The sequence below is a fragment of the Rhodopseudomonas sp. B29 genome, assembly GCF_000333455.1.
Lineage (GTDB): Bacteria > Pseudomonadota > Alphaproteobacteria > Rhizobiales > Xanthobacteraceae > Rhodopseudomonas.
Window position 1 is genome coordinate 1 of the sequence record NZ_BADD01000549.1, and the last position, 12,378, is coordinate 12,378.

Annotated in this window: 14 protein-coding genes; 2 read left to right on the top strand and 12 right to left on the bottom strand. The window is 65.5% G+C overall.

Annotated elements, in window-relative coordinates:
• Nucleotides 1-479: VOC family protein (locus tag I5M_RS19395; protein WP_022722914.1), on the bottom strand; the 479-nt coding region annotated here is incomplete at its 3' end.
• Nucleotides 480-594: 115 nt separating this feature from the next.
• Nucleotides 595-1,140, bottom strand: a complete 546-nt coding sequence (locus tag I5M_RS19400) for a carboxymuconolactone decarboxylase family protein (RefSeq protein WP_022722915.1) — start codon at nt 1,138-1,140, stop codon at nt 595-597.
• 153 nt (nt 1,141-1,293) lie between these two features.
• On the opposite strand from I5M_RS19400, the gene I5M_RS19405 reads away from it, so the two are divergent.
• On the top strand, nt 1,294-2,490 hold the full coding sequence (locus tag I5M_RS19405) for an acyl-CoA dehydrogenase family protein (RefSeq protein ID WP_022722916.1): 1,197 nt from the start codon (nt 1,294-1,296) through the stop codon (nt 2,488-2,490).
• A 164-nt stretch (nt 2,491-2,654) separates the two neighbouring features.
• The gene (locus tag I5M_RS19410; RefSeq protein ID WP_022722917.1) at nt 2,655-3,791 is read left to right on the top strand and encodes an acyl-CoA dehydrogenase family protein; all 1,137 of its coding nucleotides are present in this window, start codon (nt 2,655-2,657) and stop codon (nt 3,789-3,791) included.
• Between the two features lie 363 nt (nt 3,792-4,154).
• Here I5M_RS19410 and I5M_RS19415 read toward each other — a convergent pair whose 3' ends face one another.
• The 10 genes from I5M_RS19415 to I5M_RS19460 all read right to left on the bottom strand — a co-directional run.
• Nucleotides 4,155-5,192, bottom strand: coding sequence for an amino acid ABC transporter substrate-binding protein (locus I5M_RS19415; protein ID WP_022722918.1), 1,038 nt, complete (start codon nt 5,190-5,192; stop codon nt 4,155-4,157).
• A 33-nt stretch (nt 5,193-5,225) separates the two neighbouring features.
• On the bottom strand, nt 5,226-5,828 hold the full coding sequence (locus I5M_RS19420) for a L,D-transpeptidase (RefSeq protein WP_022722919.1): 603 nt from the start codon (nt 5,826-5,828) through the stop codon (nt 5,226-5,228).
• A gap of 44 nt (nt 5,829-5,872) precedes the next feature.
• Nucleotides 5,873-5,974 (bottom strand): DUF2474 domain-containing protein, encoded by a 102-nt coding sequence (locus tag I5M_RS31825; protein ID WP_376738691.1) that lies wholly within the window; start codon nt 5,972-5,974, stop codon nt 5,873-5,875.
• Between the two features lie 23 nt (nt 5,975-5,997).
• Entirely contained in the window at nt 5,998-7,005 is a 1,008-nt protein-coding gene (gene cydB, locus I5M_RS19430; protein ID WP_031337089.1) for a cytochrome d ubiquinol oxidase subunit II, read from the bottom strand.
• Nucleotides 7,005-8,411: a cytochrome ubiquinol oxidase subunit I gene (locus I5M_RS19435; RefSeq protein WP_022722922.1), complete on the bottom strand. Its 1,407-nt coding sequence runs from the start codon at nt 8,409-8,411 to the stop codon at nt 7,005-7,007. Before I5M_RS19435 ends, cydB begins: the two co-directional genes overlap by 1 nt.
• 93 nt (nt 8,412-8,504) lie before the next feature.
• Nucleotides 8,505-9,068, bottom strand: coding sequence for a thioredoxin family protein (locus tag I5M_RS19440; RefSeq protein ID WP_244432053.1), 564 nt, complete (start codon nt 9,066-9,068; stop codon nt 8,505-8,507).
• A gap of 29 nt (nt 9,069-9,097) precedes the next feature.
• Complete coding sequence (locus I5M_RS19445; protein WP_022722924.1) at nt 9,098-9,796, bottom strand: cytochrome c biogenesis CcdA family protein; 699 nt, start codon at nt 9,794-9,796, stop codon at nt 9,098-9,100.
• A 329-nt stretch (nt 9,797-10,125) separates the two neighbouring features.
• Nucleotides 10,126-10,737 (bottom strand): sigma-70 family RNA polymerase sigma factor, encoded by a 612-nt coding sequence (locus tag I5M_RS19450; RefSeq protein ID WP_022722925.1) that lies wholly within the window; start codon nt 10,735-10,737, stop codon nt 10,126-10,128.
• 238 nt (nt 10,738-10,975) lie between these two features.
• The gene (locus I5M_RS19455) at nt 10,976-11,710 is read right to left on the bottom strand and encodes a response regulator (RefSeq protein WP_022722926.1); all 735 of its coding nucleotides are present in this window, start codon (nt 11,708-11,710) and stop codon (nt 10,976-10,978) included.
• A partial coding sequence (locus tag I5M_RS19460) for a sensor histidine kinase KdpD (protein ID WP_022722927.1) occupies nt 11,707-12,378 on the bottom strand: 672 nt, incomplete at its 5' end. The genes I5M_RS19460 and I5M_RS19455, both read right to left, overlap by 4 nt.

Sequence of the window (12,378 nt, forward strand, 5' to 3'; positions counted from 1 at the left end):
TTGACATCGAGACGGCGGGGNAACATCGCCAGCGCGCCGTCGGGCTTGCGCGGCCATTCGGACTGCGGGCGGTCGCGGTAGAGTTCGACGCCGTTCTGATCGGGGTCGCGCAAGTACAAGGCTTCGCTGACGCCGTGATCGCTGGCGCCGTCGAGCGGGATGCCGGCGCTCAGCACGCGGTGCAATGCGTCGGCCAGCGCGGCGCGGGTCGGATACAGGATGGCGGTGTGATACAGGCCGGTGGTGCCGGGCGGCGGCGGCGAACCGCCGCGGCTTTCCCAGGTGTTGAGCCCGATGTGGTGGTGATAGCCGCCGGCCGAGATGAAGGCTGCCTGATCGCCCATGCGCTGCATGACCTGGAAGCCCAGCACGTCGCAATAGAACCCGAGCGCGCGATCGAGATCGGCGACCTTGAGGTGCACATGGCCGATGCGGGTGCCGGCGGGGACGGGATCTGCGGTTGTCTCGGATAGTGACATCGGCGTCCTTCACGATCGTCATCAACGGGCCGGCGCGCAGCGCCGAGACCCGGTGATCCATCTTATGTGAGAAGGATGGATGCGCGGGTCAAGCCCGCGCATGACGGCATTGCGGCTAGTCCAACTCCGGCACTTCGCCGTCCGGCAACGGAAACTGATAGGCGTTCAGCGTCATCGACACCATCGTGTAGTAGCCGCACAGGCCGATGATCTCGACCAACGTGCGCTCGCCGAGCACGCGCATCGCCTCGTCGTACAGCGGCTGCGACAGGCCCTTGGCCTCGTGCAGCGACTTCGCCACGTCGTAGATCACCCGCGCCTTGGGATCGGCGAATGTCGGCGTGCGACGATTCTTGATGTCGTCGATGATGGTGAGATCGAGACCGCCGTCGAGCGCCATCTTCTTGTGCGCGTACCATTCGAACTGCGCGGTCCAGTGCCGCGCCGTCACCAGGATGGCGAGTTCGGACAGCGCCGGCGGCAGCGTGGTGTCGTAGCGCAGGAAGGCGCCGAGCCGCGTCGCATGCCGCGCCATCTCCGGGCTCGCCAGCCACGCCATCATCGGCGGCGGCGGCGTGCCGCGCTTGCTGGCGATCGACTCCTCATAGATCGCGCGCTGGTCGGCGCTCATTTCGTCTGGCGGAAGAAGCTTGAGGCGCATCCTCGGATCTTTCGTTGTTTGGCCCGAACCGTTCCTTAGCACGTCGCTGCAATTCGGCGACGACATCACGGATATTGAATTCCGCCGCGCCTCGCGCCAAGGTCGCCGCCAACAAACGCGAACCGGCCGCGCCCGCGGCCGCCGGATGGAAACATGCCGATGCTCGACGCCGATCTCGATCAATTCCGCCGCGACACCCGCGCCTGGCTCGAGGCCAATTGCCCGGCCGAGATGCGCAAGCCGATGACCTCGGACGAGGATAATTTCTGGGGCGGCCGCAACACCAAGTTCGCCTCCGGAGCTCAGAAGGTCTGGTTCGAGCGGATGCGCGACAAGGGCTGGACCGTGCCGGATTGGCCGACTCAGTATGGCGGCGGCGGTCTCGATGGCGCCCGGACCAAGATTCTCCGCGAAGAAATGGCGGCGATCGGTGCGCGCTCACCGCTGTCGTCGTTCGGCATCTGGATGCTCGGGCCGGCGCTGCTGAAATACGGCAACGAGCAGCAGAAGATGGAGCACCTGCCCAAGATCGCCCGCGGCGAAATCCGCTGGTGCCAGGGCTATTCCGAGCCGAACGCCGGATCGGATCTGGCCTCGCTGCAGACGCGCGCCGTGCCGGACGGCGACGACTTCATCATCAACGGTTCGAAGATCTGGACGTCTTACGCCAACTACGCGGACTGGATCTTCTGCCTGGTGCGCACCGACCCCGCCGCCAAGAAGCACGACGGCATCAGCTTCATCCTATTCGATATGACCTCGCCCGGCGTGACCACCAAGCCGATCCTGCTGATTTCCGGCAAGTCGCCGTTCTGCGAGACCTTCTTCGACAATGTCCGCGTGCCGCAGTCGCACGTCGTCGGCACCGTCAATCGCGGCTGGGATGTCGCCAAGTATCTGCTGCAGCACGAGCGCGCGATGATCTCCGGCATGGGCGGCCGCGACGGCGGTCGGCCCCTCGGACAAGTCGCGGCGGATTCGCTCGGCGCCGACGATCAGGGGCGACTCGACGACGCGATGCTGCGCGGCCAGATCGCCTCGTTCGACATCGACGAAGCGGCGCTGGCCTGTGCGGCCGAGCGCGCGGTTGATCTCGCCAAGGCAGGTCAGCTGCATCCGGCGTTCTCGTCGGCGATGAAGTACTACGGCACTGAGCTCAACAAGCGCCGCCACGAGATCCTGATGTCGGCCGGCGGCATCGACGCGCTGGAGTGGGAGAGCGAGCGCTCGCACGACGGCAGCCGGGCCCGCAGCTGGCTGCGTACCAAGGCCAACTCGATCGAAGGCGGTACCAGTGAGGTGATGCTCGGCATCGTGGCGAAGCGCATCCTCGATCTGCCGGGGGCTTAGTTCGTCCGGAACAACCTCTCCCCGAGTCATTCCGGGGCGCGAGCGGAAGCTCGCGAACCCGGAATCTCTCTTCGCAACAATTTCGAGATTCCGGGTCTGCGCGCTCCCGCGCGCATCCCGGAATGACGAACTCAGAAGCATCACACCGAAGCGGAACCTTACCCATGGCCCTCGTCCTCACCGAAGAACAAACCATGCTGCGCGACTCGGCGCGCGGGCTGATCGGCGACAAGGCGCCGGTGGCGCATTTGCGCAAGTTGCGCGACGAGCGTGACCCGGTCGGCTTCTCGCGCGACCTATGGAAGAGCTTCGCCGAGATGGGCTTTGCCGGTCTGGTCGTGCCGGAAGAGTTCGGCGGCTCGGGACTCGGCTGCGTCGAAGCCGGCGTGGTGATGGAGGAGATCGGCCGCACGTTGATGCCGTCGCCGTTTCTCGCCACCGGCGTGCTCGTCGCCTCGGCGCTGAAGCGCGGCTCCAAGGCGCAGCAGCAGGCGCATCTGCCCAAGATCGCCGACGGCTCGCTGATCGCCTCGCTCGCGGTCGACGAAGGCGCGAAGCATCGGCCGCTGAAGACCGCGCTGCAGGCCAAGCGCTCCGGCAACGGCTTCAAGCTGAACGGCGCCAAGGCCATGGTGGTGGACGGCCACGTCTCCGATCTGCTGATCGTCGCCGCTCGCAGCGCCGGGGCGCCGGGCGAGCGCGAGGGACTGACGCTGTTCCTGGTCGATCCCAAGAGCAAGGGCGTCGGCATTGAGCGCACCGTCATGGTCGACGCGCACAACGCGGCGCGCATCATTTTCGACGACGTCGAGGTCGATGCTGATTCCGTGCTCGGCGAAGTCGATCATGGCGGTGATCTGCTCGAAGCCGTGCTGAACATCGGCCGCGGCGCGGTGGCGTCCGAGATGGTCGGCGTCGCCGACGAAGCGTTCGGCCGCACCGTGACTTATCTGAAAGAGCGCAAGCAGTTCGGCCGGCTGATCGGCGAATTCCAGGCGCTGCAGCACCGCGCCGCGCATCTCTATGTCGAGATCGAAATCGCCCGCGCCGCCGCGCTCAAGGCGCTGCAGACGCTCGACGCCGATCCGGAGCATGCCGGCCCGGCTGTCGCGGTCGCCAAGGCCAAGGCCGGCACGGTGGTGACGTTGGCGGTGCAGGAAGGCGTGCAGATGCACGGCGGCATGGGCATGACCGATCAGTTCGATATCGGCCTGTTCATGAAACGCGCCCGCGTCTGCCAGGAACTGTTCGGCGACGCCAATTTCCACGCCGACTATCTGGCGCGGCTGAAGAAGTATTGAGGCTCGTCCTGTTTCCGTCGCCCTTCGAGGCTCGCTACGCTCGCACCTCAGGGCGACGGAAACACACGGCGCCGCGGCTCGCACGCACCGCCTCACGTCGTCATTCCGGGGCGCTCGCGCAGCGAGCGAACCCGGAATCCCGAACTGTTCTGCGGCGAAGCGATTCCGGGTTCGCGCTGCGCGCGCCCCGGAATGACGGGCGTGAGAGTGTTGGCGCACGGCGTCTCACCAACCTCAGCCGTCATCCCCGCGCATGCGGGGACCCAGTATTCCAGTGCGGGAGTGTTGAGCACAGCGCCCAAAAGCGTGCGCTCTGGGATACTGGGTCGCCCGCCTGCGCGGGCGATGACACCGTAGTTGTGGCTACCTGATCGGCGGCGCGTATTGGATGCCGCCGGCGCTCCAGAGTTGGTTCAGGCCGCGCGGGATGCCGAGTTTGCCGACGTTGCGGTCGTAGACTTCGCCGTAATTGCCGACGTGGCGGATGATGCGGGCGGCCCAGTCCTTGGACAGGCCGAGGTCTTCGCCGAACGCGCCTTCGGTGCCGACCAGCCGCATCACGTCGGGCTTCTTGGATTTCAGCGCCTGATCGATGTTCTGCGAGGTGATGCCGAGCTCTTCGGCGTTGATCATCGCATACAGCGTCCATTTGACGATCATCATCCAGTCGTCATCGCGCTGGCGCACCACCGGGGCCAGCGGCTCCTTGGAGATGACGTCGGGCAGGATGACGTGGACGGCGCCGGATTTGTCGAAGGTCTGGCGCAGCGCGTAGAGCTGCGAGATGTCGGCCGTGAAGGTATCGCAGGTGCCAGCCTTGTAGGCGTTTACCACGTCGTCCAGCTTGTCGAACTTCACCTCTTGATACTTCATGTTGTTGGCGCGGAAGTAATCGGCAAGGTTGAGCTGGGTGGTGGTGCCGTTCTGGACGCAGACCTTGCTGCCGTCGAGTTCGAGCCCGCTGTCGATTTTTCGCGAAGCCGGCACCATGAAGCCTTCGCCGTCGTAATAGGCGACGGCCGGGAAGTAGAGGTCGTAATTGGTCTCGCGCGACATGCTCCAGGTCGAGTTGCGTGACAGGATGTCGACCTTGCGGCTCTGCAGTTCCTTGAAGCGCTCGCTGGCGTCGAGCGGCACGAACTTCACCTTGTTCGGATCGTCGAAGATCGCCGCCGCCACCGCGCGGCAGAAATCGACGTCGAAGCCGCTCCAATTGCCCTTGTCATCCGGCGTCGAGAAGCCTGGCAGGCCCCTGTTGACGCCGCACAGCACGGCATCGCGTCGGATGGTGCGCTTCAGCGTCTTGGTGTCGTAGCGTTCGTAGGTAATCGCCGCCGCCGCGATCGCGGCCGCGACCACGAGCCCGATGCTGAGCCCGGTCAGAAACGTGCGCTTGAACATGTCGAGGTTCTCGAAAACGGAGGAGAGGAGACGCTAAAGTTCGGGCTTCTGCCGCACCACGACCTTGGTGCCGACCGGGACGCGGTCGTACAGGTCCATCACGTCGGCATTGACCAGGCGGAAGCAGCCCGACGAAATCGCGGTGCCGATCGTGTCGGGACGGTTGGTGCCGTGGATGCGATACACGGTCGAGCCGAGATACATCGCCCGGGCGCCGAGCGGGTTGCCGGGGCCGCCGGCCATGAAGCGCGGCAGATAGGGTTGGCGCTGGATCATCTCGGGCGGCGGCGTCCAGTCCGGCCACTCGGCCTTGCGCGAAATCTTCAGCAGGCCCTGCCACTGGAAACCGTCGCGGCCGACGCCGATGCCGTAGCGCAGGGCGCGGTTGTTGCCCTGGACGAGATACAGATAGCGTTCGGAGGTCTGGACGATGATGGTGCCGGGCGGCTCGCTGGTGCGGAAGAACACCATCTGCTTGCGCAGCTCGGGCGGCAGCTCGTAATCGTCATTGGCGATCAGGCCGGGCTCGTCGCCGGGATCGTTCTGCTGGGCGTGGCCGGGCGCTGTGAACCCCGCCGCGACGATGAGTACGCCGGCCAGCGCGAGCCAACCGGGCAGACGTCCCAAACCGATCATCGATTCCCCCTGGCGAAATCACAGTCGGCCGAAGGTGTATCACGTCAGCCGGGGCCGATCCACAACCTGAGCAGCATCGAGACCAGTGTGACGGCGCCGACGCCGCACAGCCACAGCGCGACGAACCATAGCAGTCGTCGCGGCAACGGGCGCTGTGGTTCAGATCGGCTCAATGGTAGCCGTGCTCCGGGTCGACCTTGCCGCGGAACACCCAGTAGGCCCACGCGGTGTAGATCAGGATGATCGGCACCAGGATCGAGACGCCGACGAGCATGAACAGCTGGCTGCTTTCGGGGGCCGCCGCCTGCCAGATGGTGACGCTACGCGGCACCACATAGGGCCACATGCTGATGCCCAGCCCCGCATAGGACAGCGCGAACAGCGCCAGTGTGAGGAAGAACGGCTGGTAGTCGCGCCGCTTGGCGAGCGCCCGCAGCAGCAGCGCGGTGACGATCGCAACGGCGAGCGGCACCTGCGCGGTGGCGAGTACGTTCGGCCAGGCGAACCAGCGCTGCGAATAGTCGTAGGACAGGAACGGCGTGGCGGCACTCACCGCCACGATGGCGGCCAGCATGCCGAGCAACAGCCAGCGGCTCAGCGTGTAGGCGCGCTCGCGCAGCTCGGCCGAGGTCTTCATCACCAGCCAGGTGGCGCCGAGCAGCGCATAGCCGATCACCAGCGCAACGCCGGTGAGCGCGCTGAACGGCGTCAGCCAGTCCCACCATCCACCCGCATAGGCGCGGCCTTCGACATGAATGCCCTGGAGCAGCGCGCCGAGCGCGACGCCCTGCGCCAAAGCGGCGAGCAGCGAGCCGAGGAAGAACGCGACGTCCCAGCGATTGCGCTCGCGCGTGGTGCGCCAGCGGAATTCGAACGCGACGCCGCGAAACACCAGACCTAGCAGCATGGCGATGATCGGCGTGTACAGCGCCGGCATCAGCACCGCATAGGCCAGCGGAAACGCCGCGAACAGTCCGCCGCCGCCGAGCACCAGCCAGGTCTCGTTGCCGTCCCAAACAGGGGCGACGCTGTTCATGATGACGTCGCGGTCGCGCTTGCTGCGAAACAGCGGAAACAGGATGCCGAGACCGAGGTCGAAGCCGTCCATCACCACATAGACGAACACCGCGAACGCGATGATGAAGGCCCAGATCGTTGCCAGATCGATCGCGATCATCAGCCGAGCCTTCGGCTGGCGATCGCCGGCGCCGGCGTGATGCCGGCGGCGCGGGCCGGCGTAGCGCCGGACGGGCCTTGCTCGCCGTGGTGCGGCGGCTGCGCCATCAGCCGCAGGATGTAGACGACCCCGGCGAAGAACACGGCGAAGTACACCAGGGCGAAGGCGATCAGCGATGACGCTACGGCCGGCGCCGCCAGCGGCGACACCGAGTCGGCGGTGCGCAGCAGGCCGAACACGGTGAACGGCTGCCGCCCGGTCTCGGTGGTGACCCAGCCGGCCAGTACCGCGACGAAACCGGCGGGACCCATCATCAGCGCGTACCAATGCAGCGGCCGGGATTCAGACAGCCGGCCGCGCCAGCGCATCACCAGGCTGAACAGGCCGAGCCCGAGCATCAGAAAGCCGAGCGCCACCATGATGCGGAACGACCAGAAGGTGATCGGCACCGGCGGCCAGTTTTCACGCGGCACGGTGTCGAGCCCGGCCAGCGGCGCATCGAGCGAATGCTTCAGCACCAGCGATGACAGTTTCGGAATCTCGATCGCATAGCGAACCTTGGCGGCGTCCTGGTCGGGCAGGCCGAACAGGATCAGCGGCGCACCATCGGGATGGCTTTGGTAGTGCCCTTCCATCGCCATCACCTTGGCGGGCTGATGCTCCAGCGTGTTGAGGCCGTGGGCGTCGCCGGCGAAGATCTGGATCGGCGCCACGACGGTCAGCATCCACATCGCCATCGAGAACATCATGCGTGGCCCGGGCTGAAATGGGTTCTTCAGCAGATGAAACGCGCCGACGGCGCCGACCACCAGCGCCGTGGTGAGATACGCCGCCAGCACCATGTGCAGCAGCCGATATGGAAACGACGGATTGAAGATCAGCTTCAGCCAGTCCGCCGGCACGAACTGCCCGACGTCGTTGACTGCGTAGCCGGCTGGCGTCTGCATCCAGGAATTGGCCGACAGGATCCAGAAGGCCGAGATCAGCGTGCCGATCGCCACCATCAGCGTGGCGAGGAAATGCAGCCGCGGCCCGACGAGCTTGAGGCCGAACAGCATGACGCCGAGGAAGCCGGCCTCGAGGAAGAACGCGGTCAGCACCTCATAGGCCATCAGCGGCCCGAGCACCGGACCGGTCTTGTCCGAGAACACCGCCCAGTTGGTGCCGAACTGATACGACATCACGATCCCGGAGACGACGCCCATGCCGAACGCGATGGCGAAGATCTTCAGCCAGTAATTGAACAGGTTGATGAAGACCTCGCGGCCCGTCCACAACCAAAGCGCTTCCAGCACCGCCAGATAGCTGGCGAGCCCGATCGAGAACGCCGGGAAGATAATGTGAAAAGACATCGTGAAGGCGAATTGCGCGCGCGCCAGCACGACGGGGTCGAGATGTTCGAACATTCAGCGAGTCCAGGCAGCGAGGACGCGATACATCCGGCACAGCGTGGCGGATGTATCGTTCGCTGTCACTCTATGCCTGCGTATGGGGAAAGCCTAGCTTTCGGCCTTTAACAATCGCGCGACGATGTGATCCATTTCGTCATACGCGCCTTCGCCTGCATGCTGATAGACCACGTTGCCGTTGCGATCGACGATGTATTGCGCCGGCCAATATTGGTTGCGATACGCGTCCCAGGTGTGGGAATCGTTGTCCTGCGCCACCGGATAGGTAATGCCGTGACGTTTTAGCGCAGCCGTTACATTCGAGGCCGATCGCTCGAACGGGAATTCTGGTGTGTGAATTCCGACCACCACGAAACCGCGATCCTTGTACTTGGCGTAGAGCTGCGTGACGTGCGGCAGGGTGTGAACGCAATTGACGCAGCCATAGGTCCAGAAATTCACCAGCACGACCTTGCCGCGAAGATCCTTGACCGACAGCGGCCGCGAATTGAACCAGCGGTCGAGGCCGACGAAGTCGGGTGCCGGCTGGCGCGCATCGGCTTGCAGCGATGGTGCGACAGGAGTCGTCGCCTCACCGCTGATCGCCGGAGCGGCGAAGCCGAGCAGGCCGGTGGAGAAGCCGAGCGCGAGGGTAAGCATTCGTCGGGTCGTCATGGTGATCTCCATTCTCGATGTGGGAGGACTCAAAGGCCGATCTGGCCGGCGGGATAGAACGAGGTGAGCCACGCGACGACCTCCGTGTCGTATTGGAAGTAACTGGCCAGCGCGAAGGCGACGACGATCACGCCGAAGCCCTGCTGCAGACGTGGCGCGATCCGCGCCACGCTGCGTACACGTGCGACCGCGCGCCGGCCGCCGTAGCCGATCGCCAGCATCGGCAGTGCCGCGCCGACCGCGTAAGTAACCAGCAGCATGCTCGCCCAAGCAGTGTCTTTCGCCGAAGCCACCAGGGTGAGGATCGAGCCCAGCACCGGCCCGGCGCAGGGCGTCCAGATCAGGCCGAGCGTGGCGCCGAGCAACAGGCCGCCGATCATGCCGCGGCGCGATGTCGTGCCGGCGCGCGGCAGCAGCGCGTTGCCGCCGAGCCGGCTCCAGGCGGCCTCGAACGGCTTCGGCCAGATCATCAGCACGCCGAAGCCGAGCAATAGAATCGCGGCGGCGCTGCGCAGCAGGTTGGGATCGAAATCGAGCAGCCGGGTCAGTGCGCTCAGCAGCAGCGCCACCGCGGCGAACGTTGCCACGAAACCGACGGCGATGAACGCCGGCCGCAGCCGGTCGCTGTCGCCGAGCGCAGCGCCGAGCAGAATCGGCAGTACCGGCAGTGTGCAGGGCGCCGCGATGGTGGCGACACCGGCGAGCAAAGCGAGCAACAGATCGAGCATGCGGCCCCCGACGCGATCGCGCGCCGCCGGTAAAGGCCGGACTTGTATGCGCGCGTTGTCGGAAGCTTCGGCATTCGCCGGCGCTGCGTTACGCGGCCGGCGTCACGTCCGCGTGAAAACCGCGACGGCCTGCGGACAAGCAAAAGCCCGGACGAGGGGGCATCTCGTCCGGGCTTGCTTGGAGGCCTGCGATGGTTAACCGAAGGCTTTCGCGAACGCGTGCACGATGCCTCGTGCGGTGTTCATGCCAGTCAAATAGCAACAAAATCTTTCTGTCCGGTGCCGCGGATCGTTTCAATTGCGGCGGTGTCGAAAAGATTCGTTCAGTTTCAGGCCGCGATGCTTTCGACGCCGCAGCTCTTGAGCAACTGGGCGAGCTGCTTGCGCGCGTAAAACATCCGCGTTTTCACGGTGCTCTGCGGAATTCCGACGATGCGGCCGACTTCTTCGACCGACATCTCATGATAGTAAACGAGGTTGATGATCTCGCGATGCGCCGGCGACAATTTGGCGATGCAGGCGCGCAGAATGTCGCTGGTCTTGGTGCGGTCGAGTGCGGCTTCGGGCGTGTCGGAGACGTCGGCGATCTCCAGCACGTCGTCCTGGTCGATGTCCTCGTGCTGGCGCTGGCGGAGCGCGGTCAGCGCCTTGAAGCGGGCGATCGACAGCAGCCAGGTCGAGACCTGAGCGCGGCCCTCGAACTGCCGGGCGGTCCGCCAGACGTCCAGGAAAACCTGGCTGACCAGATCCTCGGCCGTCGCCGGGTCCCGCACCATGCGCAGGATGAAACGATAAACGCGCAGATTGTGCCGCGCATAGAGCGTGTGCATGGCAGTCCGGTCACCCGCCGCGATGCTGGCGAGCAGCATGTCGTCGGTGGTTGCCCGCGCGGCGAGGATGCCCTGACGGCCCGCGTCGTTGAGGGCGATGACGTTCTGCATGACGAAGCTCCCACTTGGCGCCGCGCTCCCCCGCGGCGTTCACTACGTGGGACTCCTAGTGAGCCAGCGTTTCAGCAGGTCTGCGCTGCAAGATTAAAATGGTTTCGTGACGTGTCCGATTGTGTCGTCGCTGCCCCCGGGACGAAACAGAGACCAAAAAAGATCTGGATTATCAAAGGTCATGCGACGTGCTGCCGCAGGTTCCGTAAATGGGGAACTCTCGCACAGGGGTATAATACTACGCCCGATCGCTGGCCGGAGAGAACAGATAACCGCCCCCGCGGATGGTGCGGATCACGGCCGGCCTGGTCGGATCGGGCTCGATCTTGCGGCGGATCCGCATGATGCGGAGGTCGACGGCGCGGTCGAATGCCTCGGCGTCGCGGGCATTGGCGAGTTCGAGCAGCCGTTCGCGCGACAGCACCCGCTTGGGATTGGCGGCGAACACTTTCAGCAAGCCGAATTCCGATGCTGTCAGCGGATGTTCGTTGCCGTCGTCGTCGCGCAGCGCCTGGGCTTCGAGGTCCAGCCATTTGGTGCCGAAGCGGACGAGCTGCTCCTTGGCGGCGGGTTTCTCCGCCGCCGCTTCGGCCGGCTTGGCCGGGCCGGCGCGGCGTAGCACCGAGCGGATGCGTGCCATCAATTCGCGCAGCTCGCACGGCTTGGCGATGTAATCGTCGGCGCCGAGTTCGAGGCCGACGACGCGGTCGATCGGGCTCGCGGTCGCGGTCAGCATGATCACCGGGACATTCGACTTCGCCTTGAGGTCGCGGATGATCGACAGCCCGTCTTCTTCCGGCATGTTGAGATCGAGCACCACGAGGTCCGGCAGCTTGACGCCGATCTCCGCACGCAGGCTCTTGCCGCCGTCGCACAGCGTCACGCTGAAGCCGTGCATCTTCAAATAGTCACCGACCATTTCGCGGGCGGGGGCTTCGTCGTCGACGACGATGATGTGCGGGTTCTGGCTCATGCGGCGAACGAGGCTGGCGTGGCGGCGGGCAGGGTGATGGTGAAGGTGGCGCCCTGGCCGGGGCCCGGGCTCTGCGCCACCACCGTGCCGCCGTGCATGTCGACGATCTTCTTGACGATAGACAGGCCGAGCCCGGTCGAGCTCTCGCCGGCCGTCGGCTTGGCGGACAGGCGCTGGAAGCGGCCAAACAGGCGGCCGAGATCTTCCGGCGACAGCCCGGCGCCCTGATCGGTGACGCGGATCGTCGTGTCGTCTTCGTCGCCGTCGACCAGCACGGTGATCTGGCCGCCGATCGGGCTGTATTTGATGGCGTTGCTGATCAGATTATCGATCGCCTCGCGCATCCGGTCGGAGTCGCACATCGTGGTGCGGGCCGTCGGGGTCGACACCGCGATCGACTGCTGCTTGTTCTGCGCCATCGGCCGGTTGGCTTCCGCGACCTCGGCGGCGAGTGCGGCGATGTCCACCGGCTCGCGCCGGATCGAGATGTCGAAGGCATCCGCCATCGCGTCGGAGATCAGGTGGTCGACCATCGAGGTCAGCCGCCGCGTCGCTTCGCGGATATGCTCGACCTGGGCGCAGATGCCCTCCTTGGCGGCGTCGGCGCCGATCAGTTCGGTCAGCATTTCGGTGCGGCCCAAGATGACACCGAGCGGATTCTTCAGATC

Bases quoted from the DNA above. Each gene is read 5' to 3' on its own strand.
- I5M_RS19400 (WP_022722915.1), bottom strand. From the start codon at position 1,140: ATGCGCCTCAAGCTTCTTCCGCCAGACGAAATGAGCGCCGACCAGCGC.
- I5M_RS19405 (WP_022722916.1), top strand. From the start codon at position 1,294: ATGCCGATGCTCGACGCCGATCTCGATCAATTCCGCCGCGACACCCGC.
- I5M_RS19410 (WP_022722917.1), top strand. From the start codon at position 2,655: ATGGCCCTCGTCCTCACCGAAGAACAAACCATGCTGCGCGACTCGGCG.
- I5M_RS19415 (WP_022722918.1), bottom strand. From the start codon at position 5,192: ATGTTCAAGCGCACGTTTCTGACCGGGCTCAGCATCGGGCTCGTGGTC.
- I5M_RS19420 (WP_022722919.1), bottom strand. From the start codon at position 5,828: ATGATCGGTTTGGGACGTCTGCCCGGTTGGCTCGCGCTGGCCGGCGTA.
- cydB (WP_031337089.1), bottom strand. From the start codon at position 7,005: ATGATCGCGATCGATCTGGCAACGATCTGGGCCTTCATCATCGCGTTC.
- I5M_RS19435 (WP_022722922.1), bottom strand. From the start codon at position 8,411: ATGTTCGAACATCTCGACCCCGTCGTGCTGGCGCGCGCGCAATTCGCC.
- I5M_RS19440 (WP_244432053.1), bottom strand. From the start codon at position 9,068: ATGACGACCCGACGAATGCTTACCCTCGCGCTCGGCTTCTCCACCGGC.
- I5M_RS19445 (WP_022722924.1), bottom strand. From the start codon at position 9,796: ATGCTCGATCTGTTGCTCGCTTTGCTCGCCGGTGTCGCCACCATCGCG.
- I5M_RS19450 (WP_022722925.1), bottom strand. From the start codon at position 10,737: ATGCAGAACGTCATCGCCCTCAACGACGCGGGCCGTCAGGGCATCCTC.
- I5M_RS19455 (WP_022722926.1), bottom strand. From the start codon at position 11,710: ATGAGCCAGAACCCGCACATCATCGTCGTCGACGACGAAGCCCCCGCC.